Annotated in this window: 16 protein-coding genes; 8 read left to right on the top strand and 8 right to left on the bottom strand. The window is 67.6% G+C overall.

Features of this window, described 5'->3' with window-relative positions; translation table 11 throughout:
* The first annotated feature begins 66 nt into the window (after positions 1-66).
* The 6 genes from rpsM (at position 67) to truA (ending at position 4077) form a co-directional block, all read left to right on the top strand.
* Positions 67-441, top strand: a complete 375-nt coding sequence (gene rpsM / locus E0T84_RS05545) for a 30S ribosomal protein S13 (protein ID WP_070186117.1) — start codon at positions 67-69, stop codon at positions 439-441.
* A 5-nt stretch (positions 442-446) separates the two neighbouring features.
* Entirely contained in the window at positions 447-860 is a 414-nt protein-coding gene (gene rpsK / locus E0T84_RS05550; protein WP_004571524.1) for a 30S ribosomal protein S11, read from the top strand.
* A gap of 14 nt (positions 861-874) precedes the next feature.
* The gene (gene rpsD / locus E0T84_RS05555) at positions 875-1480 is read left to right on the top strand and encodes a 30S ribosomal protein S4 (RefSeq protein WP_070186118.1); all 606 of its coding nucleotides are present in this window, start codon (positions 875-877) and stop codon (positions 1478-1480) included.
* 77 nt (positions 1481-1557) lie between these two features.
* Positions 1558-2610 carry a DNA-directed RNA polymerase subunit alpha gene (locus E0T84_RS05560; RefSeq protein WP_004571526.1) on the top strand — a complete coding sequence of 351 codons (1053 nt, stop codon included), beginning with the start codon at positions 1558-1560 and terminating at the stop codon, positions 2608-2610.
* Between the two features lie 74 nt (positions 2611-2684).
* Positions 2685-3191, top strand: a complete 507-nt coding sequence (gene rplQ / locus E0T84_RS05565) for a 50S ribosomal protein L17 (RefSeq protein WP_070186119.1) — start codon at positions 2685-2687, stop codon at positions 3189-3191.
* A gap of 16 nt (positions 3192-3207) precedes the next feature.
* Complete coding sequence (gene truA / locus E0T84_RS05570; RefSeq protein WP_070186120.1) at positions 3208-4077, top strand: tRNA pseudouridine(38-40) synthase TruA; 870 nt, start codon at positions 3208-3210, stop codon at positions 4075-4077.
* A gap of 134 nt (positions 4078-4211) precedes the next feature.
* Here truA and E0T84_RS05575 read toward each other — a convergent pair whose 3' ends face one another.
* From E0T84_RS05575 to E0T84_RS05600, 6 genes are all read right to left on the bottom strand, one after another.
* The gene (locus E0T84_RS05575) at positions 4212-5102 is read right to left on the bottom strand and encodes a hypothetical protein (protein ID WP_070186121.1); all 891 of its coding nucleotides are present in this window, start codon (positions 5100-5102) and stop codon (positions 4212-4214) included.
* 63 nt (positions 5103-5165) lie between these two features.
* The gene (locus tag E0T84_RS05580) at positions 5166-5813 is read right to left on the bottom strand and encodes a cutinase family protein (RefSeq protein WP_070944361.1); all 648 of its coding nucleotides are present in this window, start codon (positions 5811-5813) and stop codon (positions 5166-5168) included.
* 91 nt (positions 5814-5904) lie between these two features.
* Positions 5905-6609 (bottom strand): cutinase family protein, encoded by a 705-nt coding sequence (locus E0T84_RS05585; RefSeq protein WP_070186122.1) that lies wholly within the window; start codon positions 6607-6609, stop codon positions 5905-5907.
* 24 nt (positions 6610-6633) lie between these two features.
* On the bottom strand, positions 6634-7299 hold the full coding sequence (locus E0T84_RS05590; protein WP_070186123.1) for a cutinase family protein: 666 nt from the start codon (positions 7297-7299) through the stop codon (positions 6634-6636).
* Between the two features lie 24 nt (positions 7300-7323).
* Positions 7324-7992, bottom strand: coding sequence for a cutinase family protein (locus E0T84_RS05595; protein ID WP_083284096.1), 669 nt, complete (start codon positions 7990-7992; stop codon positions 7324-7326).
* 25 nt (positions 7993-8017) lie between these two features.
* Positions 8018-9061: a DMT family transporter gene (locus E0T84_RS05600; RefSeq protein ID WP_138743998.1), complete on the bottom strand. Its 1044-nt coding sequence runs from the start codon at positions 9059-9061 to the stop codon at positions 8018-8020.
* Between the two features lie 92 nt (positions 9062-9153).
* On the opposite strand from E0T84_RS05600, the gene E0T84_RS05605 reads away from it, so the two are divergent.
* Positions 9154-9705 carry a CGNR zinc finger domain-containing protein gene (locus E0T84_RS05605; protein ID WP_070944242.1) on the top strand — a complete coding sequence of 184 codons (552 nt, stop codon included), beginning with the start codon at positions 9154-9156 and terminating at the stop codon, positions 9703-9705.
* 65 nt (positions 9706-9770) lie between these two features.
* On the top strand, positions 9771-11174 hold the full coding sequence (eccB, locus tag E0T84_RS05610) for a type VII secretion protein EccB (RefSeq protein ID WP_138743999.1): 1404 nt from the start codon (positions 9771-9773) through the stop codon (positions 11172-11174).
* Here eccB and mycP read toward each other — a convergent pair.
* On the bottom strand, positions 11127-12467 hold the full coding sequence (gene mycP, locus E0T84_RS05615; protein WP_138744000.1) for a type VII secretion-associated serine protease mycosin: 1341 nt from the start codon (positions 12465-12467) through the stop codon (positions 11127-11129). The two genes, eccB and mycP, sit on opposite strands and share 48 nt — an antisense overlap.
* Entirely contained in the window at positions 12464-13741 is a 1278-nt protein-coding gene (gene eccD, locus E0T84_RS05620) for a type VII secretion integral membrane protein EccD (protein WP_159437531.1), read from the bottom strand. Before eccD ends, mycP begins: the two co-directional genes overlap by 4 nt.
* Positions 13742-13873: the final 132 nt, after the last annotated feature.

Genomic DNA, 13873 nt, shown 5'->3' on the forward strand with positions numbered 1-13873 from the left:
AGAGCCCTTAGGGGCTGGAGGGAACGGGCTGGGACCAGACCTCCGCAGAGAAAAGGAAACCGCCACATGGCACGCCTCGTGGGCGTTGATCTTCCGCGCGACAAGCGCATGGAGATCGCGCTGACCTACATCTACGGCGTCGGCCGTACCCGTTCGAACGAGATTCTCGCCGCGACGGGCATCGACAAGAACATGCGCACCAAGGACCTGACCGACGATCAGGTGACCATCTTGCGCGATTACATCGAAGGCAACCTCAAGGTTGAGGGTGACCTGCGCCGCGAAGTGCAGGCCGACATTCGCCGCAAGATCGAGATCGGCTGCTACCAGGGCCTGCGGCACCGCCGCGGTCTGCCGGTGCGCGGCCAGCGGACCAAGACCAACGCGCGCACCCGCAAGGGCCCGAAGCGCACCATCGCCGGCAAGAAGAAGGCTAGGTAACCCCGATGGCACCACCGAAGAAGGCCGCGGGCGCCAAGCGCGGCAAGACCACCCGTCGCCGGGAAAAGAAGAACGTCCCGCACGGCGCCGCTCACATCAAGAGCACGTTCAACAACACGATCGTCTCGATCACCGATCCCCAGGGCAACGTCATCGCCTGGGCGTCGTCGGGTCACGTCGGCTTCAAGGGTTCGCGCAAGTCGACCCCGTTCGCCGCACAGCTGGCCGCCGAGAACGCTGCCCGCAAGGCGCAGGAGCACGGCGTGAAGAAGGTCGACGTGTTCGTGAAGGGTCCGGGTTCGGGCCGCGAGACCGCCATCCGCTCGCTGCAGGCCGCAGGCCTCGAGGTGGGCGCGATTTCCGACGTCACTCCGCAGCCGCACAACGGCTGCCGTCCGCCCAAGCGGCGCCGGGTCTAGGGAGGATCTAGAAAATGGCACGTTATACCGGACCCGCCACCCGCAAGTCGCGTCGTCTCGGCGTCGACCTGGTCGGCGGCGATCAGTCGTTCGAGAAGCGCCCCTACCCGCCCGGCCAGCACGGCCGTGCGCGGATCAAGGAGAGCGAATACCGCACCCAGCTGCAGGAGAAGCAGAAGGCTCGCTTCACCTACGGCGTGCTGGAGAAGCAGTTCCGCAAGTACTACGAAGAGGCCAACCGCCAGTCGGGTAAGACCGGTGAGAACCTGCTGCAGATCCTGGAGAGCCGCCTGGACAACGTCATCTACCGTGCGGGCCTGGCCCGGACCCGGCGGATGGCCCGTCAGCTGGTCAGCCACGGCCACTTCACCGTCAACGGTGTCAAGGTGAACATCCCGAGCTACCGGGTGTCGCAGTACGACATCATCGACATCAAGGAGAAGTCGCTCAACACCCTGCCGTTCGAGGTTGCTCGGCAGACCGCTGGTGAGCGCCCGGTTCCGTCGTGGCTGCAGGTCGTCGGGGAGCGTCAGCGCATCCTGGTCCACCAGCTGCCCGAGCGCGCCCAGATCCAGGTGCCGCTGGCCGAACAGCTCATCGTCGAGTTCTACTCGAAGTAATGACACCCTCGGGGGCTCCGCCCCCGAGAACCCCCAAGAGACGTCATATAGCGGGCGTCGAAAGGAAGTGAAACACCATGCTGATCTCTCAGCGACCCACACTGTCCGAGGAAACCCTCGCCGACAACCGCTCCAAGTTCGTCATCGAGCCGTTGGAGCCCGGTTTCGGTTACACGCTGGGTAACTCGCTGCGGCGCACGCTGCTGTCGTCCATCCCGGGCGCAGCGGTCACGAGCATCCGCATCGACGGTGTGCTGCACGAGTTCACCACCGTCCCCGGGGTGAAGGAAGACGTCACCGACATCATCCTGAACCTCAAGGGCCTGGTCGTGTCCTCCGAAGAGGACGAGCCGGTCACCATGTACCTGCGCAAGCAGGGCCCGGGTGCGGTCACCGCCGGTGACATCGTGCCCCCGGCCGGTGTGACGGTGCACAACCCGGACATGCACATCGCCACCCTCAACGACAAGGGCAAGCTGGAGGTCGAGCTCGTCGTCGAGCGCGGTCGCGGCTATGTCCCGGCCGTGCAGAACAAGGCCTCGGGTGCCGAGATCGGCCGTATCCCGGTCGATTCCATCTACAGCCCGGTGCTGAAGGTGACCTACAAGGTCGAGGCCACCCGCGTCGAGCAGCGCACCGACTTCGACAAGCTGATCCTCGATGTCGAGACCAAGAACTCGATCAGCCCGCGTGACGCCCTGGCGTCGGCCGGCAAGACCTTGGTCGAACTGTTCGGTCTGGCACGGGAACTCAACGTCGAGGCCGAGGGCATCGAGATCGGACCGTCGCCGGCCGAGGCAGATCACATCGCCAGCTTCGCGCTGCCGATCGACGACCTGGACCTGACCGTCCGTTCGTACAACTGCCTCAAGCGCGAGGGTGTGCACACGGTGGGCGAGCTCGTCGCCCGCACGGAGTCCGACCTGCTGGACATCCGCAACTTCGGCCAGAAGTCCATCGACGAGGTGAAGATCAAGCTGCACCAGCTGGGTCTCTCGCTCAAGGACAGCCCGGCCACGTTCGATCCGTCGGAGGTCGCCGGCTACGACGCCGCAACCGGCACCTGGACCAGCGACGCCGGCTACGACCTGGATGACACCCAGGACTACGCCGAGACCGAACAGCTCTAAACCAGCTCCACAGAAGAACATTCGTCCCGGTCCTACCTGATACGGGGGCCGGCCCCATTTAGGAGATAGTCGCAATGCCCAAGCCCACCAAGGGTGCTCGCCTCGGCGGGTCGTCCTCACACCAGAAGGCGATCCTGGCCAACCTGGCCACCTCGCTGTTCGAGCACGGTCGTATCAAGACGACCGAGCCTAAGGCCCGGGCGCTGCGTCCGTACGCCGAGAAGCTGATCACTCATGCCAAGAAGGGTGAGCTGCACAACCGGCGCGAGGTGATGAAGAAGATCCGCGACAAGGACGTCGTGCACGTCCTGTTCGCCGAGATCGGCCCCTTCTTCGCCGATCGCGAGGGCGGCTACACCCGCATCATCAAGGTCGAGAACCGTAAGGGCGACAACGCTCCTATGGCGGTCATCGAGCTGGTGCGGGAGAAGACCGTGACCTCCGAGGCGGACCGCGCTCGTCGCGCCGCCGCCGCGCAGGCCAAGGCCGCCGAGGCTCCCAAGGCTGACGAGGCCGAAGAGGCCGCTGCCGAAGAGGCTCCGGCCGACGAGGCAGCTTCTGAGGATGAAGCCAAGTCCTAGTCAGGCATCGAACGACATGCCCGCCATCGATTCCGGTGGCGGGCATGTCGCATTAGTCCGCCTGCGGCTCGACGTTGCCTACGACGGCACCGATTTCGCCGGCTGGGCGGTGCAGGCCGGTCAGCGCACCGTCGCCGGGGTGATCGACGAAGGCCTTTCGACGGTGTTCCGTACGCCCGTGGTGACGCGCACCGCGGGACGTACCGATACCGGGGTACACGCCACCGGCCAGGTGGCACACGTCGACATCCCTGTCGATGCGCTCGCCCACGCGTACCCCCGAACCACCCGCCCGGGCGACGCTGAATTCACACCGCTGGTGCGGCGTTTGGCGCGATTGCTGCCGACCGATGTCCGGATCCGCGACATCGTGCGGGCTCCTGCGGGTTTCGACGCCAGGTTCTCGGCATTGCGCCGCCACTACACCTACCGGCTGAGTCTCGCGCCTTACGGCGTGGAGCCGGCCGAAGCGCGGTTCGTCACACCGTGGTCAAAGCCTCTCGACCTTGATGCGATGGCAGCCGCGTCGCGGGAGTTGGTCGGGCTCAACGATTTTGCGGCGTTCTGTCGCCATCGGCCAGGGGCAACCACGATCCGTGACCTGCAGCGGCTGGATTGGCTGCGAGACGGGTTCTACGTGACGGCGTATGTCACTGCGGATGCGTTCTGCTGGAACATGGTTCGCTCGTTGGTCGGTGCGCTGCTGGCAGTCGGGGAGGGCAGGCGGCCACCTGAGTGGACCGCCGGGCTGCTCACCGAGACGAGTCGGTCCAGTGATTTCGCCGCGGCCCCCGCCCGTGGGCTCACCCTGGTGCGGGTCGATTATCCGCCCGATGACGAAATGGCCGCCAGGAACGTCGTCACCAGGGACCTGCGTACGCTCTGACTTTCTGTGCAGCCGCGGCCGCCCCCGGCATATGTCGCTCCGGAACACTGTGGCGAAACTGCAAGATTCTGCGGCAATTCCGCAGTTCTGGCGCAACAGGCTGCAGGTTCGTCACAGTGGCGGCGGACGGACCTTCAGCCGTACTGCGCGCGCCGTGCGGCCCACAGTTTCTGCTGCACTCGCCGCACGATGCTGCGCCTGCCGGAGATCATCGCCTTGGTCACCCACACCACGACCCAGCCGCGCGATTCGAGGTCGGCAGTGTGCGAATGCACCCACGTTCGATGCTCCGTGGAATCCCGTTCGTCGTCGCACTCGACCGCCACTTTCCATCGGCGCCAGCCCATCGTCGCTCGGGTACACACCAGACCCCACTCGTCGTAGAACGGGATCTGAGTCTCGAGTCCCGGCACGGCGGTGTTTCGGAGCAAGAGTCGAGTCTGCGTCTCGAACGGGGATTCGGCTCCGCCGTCGGCCTGTGCCAGCGACATTCGAAGGCGGTCAATGCCTCGAATCCCTGGATTTTCCTCGACCAAACGCCATATCGCGTCAGGGTCGATCTTGGTCTTGTTCATCAGCGCATCCAACACGGGCACTGCTTCGGTGTTCGGCAACAGGCGACCAAGATCGAAAGCAGTCCGGGCAACAGTAGTGACCCGCATCCCGTCGACCTCGCGGATGTGTTCTGGTGCAAGGGCATACGATCGAACGCGGAGCCCGTCCGGCGCGTGGCAGTTGGCTCGCACGACCTCGGCCGGGGCGTTGACGTTCAGCCACTGGGTTCCGTACACGGCCGCGGCTGAAATCCCGCTCAAGACCGCATCGGGCCCGGTGAACAGCCACGCCGCCTGTGCCCGAAGCAGTGGTGAGAGGGCTACGTCCTTGGCCAGATACACGTTGCGGTACACGGCACGATAATTCTTGCGTAGTTGGTGCACAGTGAGCACGCCGGAACCTAGCGCGTCGCTACCCAGGAACGGACTGGGCTGACGCCCGGGAAACCCGCCGAGGAATGGTTGGTTCATGGGCCAAGCATCGGCGGGTCCCCTGACAATTCGGAACGCCAGGCCGCAAGTTATCCACAGCCCTCAGAGGCGCGCGGAGACGAATCTGGCCGCCTGGGCCACCATTCCGGACCGGATGTAGCCGGGCGCCAGGTGATCCTGCCAGCCGGCCCGCCAGTTGTACGGGCTGCTCGGGTTGCAGATCGGATCATCGGAGTGGCACAGGTCGATCGTGCGGTTGCGGTAGGCCGGATTCAACAGCGTGATCGGCGCGGCCCAGTTGGCACCGTTACCGAACAGTGCCACTGCCGCCACGTGACGTTCGGCGCCGGCGGGCAGCGGACTGGTGAAGGTGAACGCCCGTATCGGCATGGCCAGAACAAGGTCGGTGGCAGCCGCTCCGAGCGAGTAGCCGCCCAGTATGAGCCGGGTTCTCGGGCAGTTGCGCATCATCCACTGCACGTGGCGGCTCATGTCATTGGCGCCCACGTCGACCTGGGTGTCGGCCGGGTATTTCACCGGATAGAGGGCGATGTTCGGCCCGCGCAGCGTGCGCAGCGCGTTGACGAACGAGGCACCGACTTGTCCGGGGCCTGGGGGCTCCATGCGGCCGCGGGCGAACACCACCTCCGCCGGAGGACACGTGGCGGCATTTGCAGCGCCGATCATGCTGGGCGCCACCGCTATTGGTGCCACAACGGTAGTCAAAGCGGTGATCACTGCGGCCGACATGCGGCGGCCGATCACGGGTTAGATGGTATTTACGGTGCCGTCGAGAATGGGTGCCGGTTCGGCAACGATCCAGCGACGAAGTGGGTACGTGTCAGAGGCGCCCGGCCACGAAATCCGCGGCCTGGTTGACCATCCCGCCGTCGATGTAGGCGCCGGCCAGGTGATCGGGCCAGTTGTTCTTCCACGTGTCGGGATCGGCCGGATTGCAGATGGGATCGGCACCATGGCATAACTCGATGGTCCGGTCGGCGTAGACCGGGCTGAAGCGGGTGATGGGACCGACCCACGCGGCGCCATTGCCGAACAGGGCGACCGCGGCGATGTGGCCGTCGGCGCCTGCGGCGAGCGGAGTCTTGAAACCGAAGCCCGTGAACGGCACGGCCAGCACCACGTCGGCGACGGCCGCACCCAGCGAGTACCCGCCGACCACCAACCGGGTGTCCGGGCAGGTGTTCATCATGTACTGGATGTGGCCGCTCATGTCGTTGGCCCCGATGTCGACTTCGTTGTCCGCCGGGTATCGGACGGCGTAGACGCCGATGTTCTTGTTGGTCTTGGCCCGCAGCGCACTCACGAACGCGTTCCCGAGGGTGCCGACGCCGGCGGGTTCGGTACGACCGCGGGCGAACACCACCTCGACCGGGGGGCATGGGGCGGCGTTTGCCACCGCTACCGAACCGGTATGGCCGGCAGAGATGACCGGCAGAAGGGCTACCGCTGCCGCGATGATCGCGGCCAGACCGATCCAGCGCCGAATCGGTCGGGCGGCGTGGTATTGGGTGGAATGTTCGACCACCTCAGCGATCGTAGCGGACGCCGACTACAACAGGCCTGCCACGAAGTTCGCGGCATCGTTGGCCGGACCTTCGTACGCCCGGTGTGCCGAGACGCTTTCGCCGTCGCCGCAGATCGGGTCGCCGGGGTTGCACAGGTCGATCGCCCGAGACCCGTATACCGGGCTGGCGGTCATCGGCAGGCCGAGCTTGGCCGACGGGTTGCCGAAGACCGCGACGGCGGCGACGTGTTCGGGGACGTTCGGCGGCAGTGGTGCGGTGAAGCCGACGGCCGGGAAGGGGACGGCGGCGATCACATCGATCACGGCCGCGCCCTGGGAGTAGCCACCGAGCACCAGGCGGGTGGCGGGGCAGTTGTCCACCATCCACTGGATGTGGCCGGAGGCATCGTTGGCGCCGCCTGCCGCGGCCAGGAAGTCGAAGCTGGCGGGATAGTTCACCGCGTACGCGCCGACGGAACGGCCGCCGACCTTGTTGCGCAGCGAACTGACGAACGCATTGCCGATCCGGCCCAGGCCGGGGGTGTCATTGGTGCCGCGGGCGAAGACCACCTCGATGTCGGGGCAGGCTGCCGAGGCCGTCGGCAGCGCCGGCGACATGGCGGGCACCACGACCGGTGCGACGAACGCGGCGGCGGCGGTCAGCCCGGCCGCCAGGAGCACGGTGCAGCGACGAACAAGATCAATGGCCACACCGAATCCTAACGTCTCCCGGGACTAGACGATTCCCGCGACGAAGTTTGCGGCCTGATCCGCCATGCCGGAGGTCACGTAGTCGCTGTGTGCGAATGGGTTCCGGCCGCGGGAACAGATCGGATCGCCGTCCTTGCACAGATCGATCGCCTTGCCGCCGAACACCGACGAAGTGATCGGGAGGCCGAACTTCGCCGACGGGTTGCCGAACACGGCCACGGCGGCGACCTGGGGCACCAGGTCGCCGGCGAGCGGCGGGGCTGAGCCGATCTCGCCGACCTTGTTGCCGAGCGGCGGGATGCCGGCCAGCATGTCCACGACCGCGGCGCCCTGTGAGTAACCACCGAGAACGACTCGGGTGGAGGGACAGGACGACGCCAGCGTGGCAATGCGATTGGCGGCGTCGTTGGCGCCGTCGGCGGCGGCCAGGAAGTCGTAGCTGGCCGGGTAGTTCACCGCATAGGTGCTGACGGTGCGGCCTCCCAGCCGCGAGCTCAGCCCGTCGGCGAAGGCTTGACCTGGGCGGCCGAGTCCGGGGGCGTCGTTGGTGCCGCGGGCGAAGATGACCTCGACGTCCGAGCAGGGTGCCGCCGCGGCCGGCGCGGCGAGCGCCAGCGGGAAAGCTGCGCTGACCAGGGTTGAGACGATCGCGGCCACCCGGGCCGACTTCCGGAGGAGACTCACGGGGGACATATTCACACAAAATCGTTAGCCGCGGCTAATCGTTTGCCTGGTCCGTCGTCTCCTGCAGGGCCAGATCGGGCCAGGTCGCGAGCTCGACCTGGGTGGCGGCGTCCGCCTCCGGGTTCGCCTGCTCGCTGCGGTCGCCCTGGCGGGCCACAGCCAGACCCGCCAGCACCACCGCCCCGCCGATCGCCTGGCTCACCGACATGGCCTCGCCGAGCATGATCCACGCGATCAGGACCGCGAACAGCACTTCGGACAGCCCGACCAGGGAGGCGAAGCGCGGCTGGAGCCTGGCGATCCCGACGATGCCCAGGGTGTAGGCCAGGGCGGTGGGGATCAGGCCCAGGGCGATCACCGGCACGAGCCATGCCGTGGTGTGGCCGGCCAGGGTGACGGGGTTGGTGGTGAATGTCAGCGGCATCACGCCGGCGACGCCGAGGAACGCCACGGCCGCGGTGCCGATGATCAGGCCGCCGGCGGCCAGGCTGATCGGGCTGAATCCGTCGCCGTCGGCGCCGGCCTGGTTGGACATCATGAAGTAGCAGGCGGCGCACACCGCGGCGGCCAGACCCCAGGCCACGCCGGTGACGTTGATCTCGGCGCCGCTGAACACGTCGAGCACCAGGACGATGCCTGCGATCGCGACCGCCACGCCGCCGAAGGTCATGGCACTGGGGCGGTGACGGGTAGTGGCCCAGATCCAGCCGACGACGAGGATGGGTGCGGTGTACTCCAGCAGCAGGGCCACACCGACGGACAGATGTGCGACGGCGTTGTAGTAGCACAGCTGCGCGCCGGCAATCGGGATCAGGCCGTAGCCGATGACGGTCTTGGCGTGGGCGAGCACCTCGTGGATCCAGCCGGGCCGGACGATGCCGGCGAAGACGGCCATCATGACCGCGCCGCCGGCGAGTCGGGCCGTGACCGCCGCGGTAGGGCTCCAGCCGGATTCCATCAGGGCTTTCGCGAAGGGGCCCGAGGAGCCGAACGCGAGCGCGGAGCTGACGGCGAACAGTAGGCCGAGCCGGAAGTGGTTGTCGGCGGTCGCGCGGGTGAGCTGGGCTTCGGCAGTCATCGGTGCACCTCCCCTGGCGCATGTCATTAGTAAAAGCAACTATGGTAGTGACATTGAGGTGGACGCTACTGGGGCAGGAGGTCATGAGTCAAATGCTTTTTACCTATGACACGGAGCTCACCATCCGGGCCGCGATGGTGTTGGTCAACACCGATCGGGTAGAAGGCGAACAACTGGCCGACCAGGCGGCCTTGAACGCCTACCTGGATGAGTTCGGCTGGACCGGACGGCGGGACCGCGACGACGCCGAGCTGGAGGCCGTGCGCGACCTACGCGGCCGCATCGGGGAGATCTGGGCGGTGGCCGGGGACGAGGAGCAGACGGTGCACCGGGTCAATGCCCTCCTGAGCGACACCAAGGCGGCGCCCTGGCTGACCAGACACCGGGAGATGCCCGAGTGGCACCTGCATCTCGCCTCGGTCGACGACCCGCTGGCGCAGCGGATGGGTGCCGAGATGGCGATGGCGTTCGCCGATCTGATCCGCGGCGGAGAACTGCGCCGTCTCAAGATCTGCGCCGCACCGGACTGTGAGGCCGTGCTGACCGATCTGTCACGCAACCGTTCCCGCATATTCTGCGACACCGGCAACTGCGGCAACCGCCAGCACGTCGCGGCCTATCGGCAACGTCGGCGTGCGGACTAGCGCGCTGCGCGATTCTGTGTCATCAGGCTGTCCCCGGTCGGGTTAGGGTTGCCCACGGGGGACATATGGCACGGCGACCGGCCACTCGTTTACAGCTCAGCGGGCATCGATTCCTGTTGCGGCGCATGGCTCACGCGCTGGTTCGCGGCGATGCCCGCATGCTCGACGATCCGTTGCGCGCACAAGCTGTCGCATACGGCGCGGGGTGTGTGCTGGCGGCTGTCGCGGTCGGGGCGTGTGCGGTGTTCACGTTGGTACGGCCGGGTTCGCCGCCCGGCGATGCGCCGATCCTGATGGCGCGCGACACCGGCGCGCTCTACGTACGCATCGACGACACAGCGCATCCGGTGGCCAACCTCGTCTCGGCCCGGCTCATCGTCGGAACTCCGGCCAAACCGGTTGTGGTCGACGAGGCGGTGATTGCGAAGTTACGGCGCGGGCCGCTGGTCGGCATCCCGGGGGCTCCCGAGCAGATCGGTCGACCGCTCGGCCTCGACGAGTCCGGCTGGGAGATATGTGATCTCGCCGAGCCTGCCGAGACCGTGCTGCTGGCGGGCCGATCGGATCGTGAGACCTCGCCGTTGCGCGCGGGCCAGGGGCTGCTGGTGGCGGCACGCGCCGTGGGAGCCCCGACCTATCTGCTGGTCGACGGGTGGCGGGCCCGGGTCGACCTTCGCGACATCGCCGTCGTTCGCGCGCTACACCTGGAAGGTGTCCCGGTCCAACGGGTTTCGCAAGCCCTGTTGGACTCTGTGCCCGAGGCTCCCGCCCTGCAGGCACCGTTGATCGCGGGCGTGGGCGCTCGAGGACCGGCCGTATTGGGAGGGCTCCCCGTGGGCACCGTGGTCCGCGTGGTGCGTGCCGGCCCCACCGAGTTCTATGTGGTACTGGCCGACGGGCTGCAACGCATCGACAGGGTGGCGGCCGATGTCATCCGCTTCAGCGTGACGCAGTCCGATGACGAACCGCCCGTCATCCCCGCCGATGTGGTGGCCGACGTACCGGTCGCCGGCAGCCTCGCGGTGGCCCGGTTCCCGGAGCGGGTCCTGCCTCGTGGGCGGGCCGCGGTGTGCGCCCGCTGGGACCCGAGACAGGCCGGAACTGGCACGAACACCACTGTGGTGGTGTCTGATTCATATGCCGCCGCCGGTATTGCGCTGGCCCAGGCAGACGGCGCCGGGCCGAACATCGACCGGGTGCACATCCCGGTCGGCCGCAGCGTTCTGCTCCAGGCCGGCGGTGTGGTCCGCGGCGCGACCGTAGGTGGACCGCTGTATCTGCTGGGCGATCTCGGTGTGCTGTACGGGATCCGCGACGTGCAGACTGCCGAACGCGCCGGCCTGGGAACCAGCGTCGTCCCCGCACCGTGGCCCATGCTGGCCATGCTGCCGCGCGGTCCCGAATTCAACCCGGACGCGGCCTCAATTGTGCGGGACGTATTCCCCGCCACCGCAGCCGCGCCGGCGTAATCGCTTGGCTGCCAGCGTTACCGCGGTCAGCACCGTCAAAGCGACACACACTGCGGCGCCACCGAAGGCGACACGCCGGGGCGCGGAATCGGTCGGCGGGTGCATCGTGGGTGCTACCGATGCCGGATTGGTCGGCGTGGAGGCCGGCGGCGAAGTGCTGCCGCTGACCGCGGCCAGGGCGTCGACCACACCGTGGCCGACGTAAGGATTCCAATCGTCGGCGGGGGTGTGCGCGGTGTCTTCGATCAGACGCATCACCTCTCGCGCACTCAATTGCGGGAAGCGGGACCGCACGAGTGCGGCGATGCCCGCGACCACCGGCGCGGCATAACTGGTTCCCGATATCGGGGCATCCCGTCCGACCGTGTCGATCAACCGCTCGCCGTCGGGATGCAGCGACACCAGGTTCTCGCCGGGAGCAGCCACATCCACCCACGGGCCTGCCAAGCTGAAAGCCGATGCGGTGCCGTCGGATCCGACAGATCCGACGGCCAGCACCAGATCGTCGTACCAGGCCGGGCTGGACACCGAGCGCACGCTGTTCCAGTCGGGTTCGCCGAACTGTCCGACCGGACCGTCCTGCTGGGTGCAGCCTGCGCCCACGTTGCCTGCCGCGGTGACCACCACGACGTTGCGCACGTCGACGGCGTAGCTCAGTGCGGCGCCGAGGGTGCCGTCATCGGGTGCGGCGGCGGCCGGCACGCAGGCAGGAGACGAGATGTTGATGACCGTGGCGCCGAGGTCGGCGGCGGTGCGGACGGCCATGGCGAGGGTGTCGACGTCCCCGACCCCGCGCGCCGCGCCGTCAGCGGCGAACTTGTTGCTGGACTGCCGGATGGCCAGGACGGTGGCATCGGGCGCAACCCCGCTGAATCCGGCGCTCGGTGTGCCGGCGGCGATTCCGGCGACGATCGTGCCGTGCCCATCGCAGTCTGCCGTCCCGTCACTCCCGGACACGTAGTCACCACCGCCGATCAGGCGCGGCAACAGTCGGTGCCGGGCCACCCCGGTGTCGATCACCGCGATCTTCTGGCCAGCTCCGCGGGTGAGCGCCCAGACCGCGTCCAGTTTCAGCGGGCCACCCTCGGCGCCCGAGGCCTCGGTTGCCGATTGGTAGCAGGGTTGGCGTTGTTCTGTGGGCTCGACCGGTGCCGGCGGCGCCGGCCGAGGCAGCAAGGTGGAATCCACCGCGGGCGGAATGACGGTCGGTGGCGCGACCGCTGAGGCCGGTCCGCCGGCCAGCAGCGGAAGCCCGGTGATCAGCGCCGCAGCCAATCGCGCTGGGTGGTTCACCGCAACCCCAGACCGTCCAAGAGATCAAATGCGCCGATGAGCCAACATGCCAGGGGCACCACTGCGGCCAGCGCGCCGTATTCGATGACGTCGGCGAGCCGAGCCGCCACGGGTCCTCGGACGGTAGCCGGCCAGATCGCGGCGATTCCGGCGCCCACGGCGAGTACGCCGATCCAACTGCCGTGCGCGGGAGCCCATGCCACCGTGAGCGCAAAAGTTGCCGTGAGAGAAACTGTTCCGCAGATCATTGTCACCGCGAGGCAGCGGCCGCAGGCATAGGTGCGTGAGCGAAACAGCAGTGCCACACCAACAGCGGCGACAAACGCGACCTCGGTGGCGCTGACCTGACGAACACTGGACAGGCACACGATCGTGGTTCCCAGCGCGCTCGCGGCCGCGCATCCGGCGACCAGGCCCACCAGGTTCTGAAACCCGAGCAACGCTCGCGGATCGTCGTCGAATCTGCTGCTGCCCAACGCGTCTTCCTCGGTGTCGGGATATCCCGGCACCGCAGGGGTCAGGCCTGCCAGCGCGATGGACAACCGCGGGGTCAGCGGCAGCAGTCCCAGCCCGAGGGCGCTCACCATCGCGCCCAACGCGGGGGTGGGCACCGGCCACAGCGCCGACACCCCGGTCGCCGTGGCGAGCACCACGGCCACGGTCACGACCGCGAGCAAGATCTCTCTGCCGCAGTCGGACGCCCAGATCAACAGTGTGCCCGATGACGCCGCCGCGATGGCAGCCAGGAAGAAGTTCGCCGACGCAGGCCCGGCCGGAACCACGAGGAAGCCGAGCACCCCCGCGCATGCCACGGCGACAACGTTGAGTGTCGCGATCACGGTCGGGCTCAGTCCCACACGCGGTGCGGACACCGTGATACCGGCCATGGTGATGGCCACCGCCGCGGCGACCGCGATGCGGTTCCATCCGAGGCTGCCGATCCCAGCCCACGCCACGGCCACGAGACCCAGCGCACAGGCCCACAGACAGGCAGCGACCCGCAGCCCGGCAGGCACGGCTTCATCGTCCGAGCCCGCGGTCAGTATGGACATCAGCGGCCGCTCGAACGCGGGCTGATCGTGAGATCCGGTGAGGATCAGGAGGTCGCCGTCATGAATATCGTTCTGTACCAGCGTGGCTGACGCGTCGAGGTCATCACCGCCGAGCCGTGCCAGCTGCCAGTGCCGTGGTGTGCCGTCCCCGGCGCCGAGCATGTCGACGATCCAGGGCAACAGTTCGCCCACGGTCATGGCGGCGGGCAGTGCCAAATCCATTGTGGCGCCCCGCTCGACTCCGGGCGGCGGCCCGCAGTGAACCGACACATGGCGCAAGGAATCCGGCATCGCATCACCCCCCCCGGTTGACACCGACACATGTCACGCTAACCGACCGGGCCGGGGTCACTG

It is taken from the genome of Mycobacterium sp. DBP42 (assembly GCF_005924235.1).
GTDB lineage: Bacteria > Actinomycetota > Actinomycetes > Mycobacteriales > Mycobacteriaceae > Mycobacterium > Mycobacterium syngnathidarum.

Bases quoted from the DNA above. Each gene is read 5' to 3' on its own strand.
- rpsM (WP_070186117.1), top strand. From the start codon at position 67: ATGGCACGCCTCGTGGGCGTTGATCTTCCGCGCGACAAGCGCATGGAG.
- E0T84_RS05595 (WP_083284096.1), bottom strand. From the start codon at position 7,992: ATGTCCCCCGTGAGTCTCCTCCGGAAGTCGGCCCGGGTGGCCGCGATC.
- rplQ (WP_070186119.1), top strand. From the start codon at position 2,685: ATGCCCAAGCCCACCAAGGGTGCTCGCCTCGGCGGGTCGTCCTCACAC.
- eccB (WP_138743999.1), top strand. From the start codon at position 9,771: ATGGCACGGCGACCGGCCACTCGTTTACAGCTCAGCGGGCATCGATTC.
- truA (WP_070186120.1), top strand. From the start codon at position 3,208: ATGCCCGCCATCGATTCCGGTGGCGGGCATGTCGCATTAGTCCGCCTG.
- E0T84_RS05580 (WP_070944361.1), bottom strand. From the start codon at position 5,813: ATGTCGGCCGCAGTGATCACCGCTTTGACTACCGTTGTGGCACCAATA.
- rpsK (WP_004571524.1), top strand. From the start codon at position 447: ATGGCACCACCGAAGAAGGCCGCGGGCGCCAAGCGCGGCAAGACCACC.
- E0T84_RS05575 (WP_070186121.1), bottom strand. From the start codon at position 5,102: ATGAACCAACCATTCCTCGGCGGGTTTCCCGGGCGTCAGCCCAGTCCG.
- eccD (WP_159437531.1), bottom strand. From the start codon at position 13,741: ATGGATTTGGCACTGCCCGCCGCCATGACCGTGGGCGAACTGTTGCCC.
- E0T84_RS05605 (WP_070944242.1), top strand. From the start codon at position 9,154: ATGCTTTTTACCTATGACACGGAGCTCACCATCCGGGCCGCGATGGTG.
- E0T84_RS05560 (WP_004571526.1), top strand. From the start codon at position 1,558: ATGCTGATCTCTCAGCGACCCACACTGTCCGAGGAAACCCTCGCCGAC.
- E0T84_RS05600 (WP_138743998.1), bottom strand. From the start codon at position 9,061: ATGACTGCCGAAGCCCAGCTCACCCGCGCGACCGCCGACAACCACTTC.
- rpsD (WP_070186118.1), top strand. From the start codon at position 875: ATGGCACGTTATACCGGACCCGCCACCCGCAAGTCGCGTCGTCTCGGC.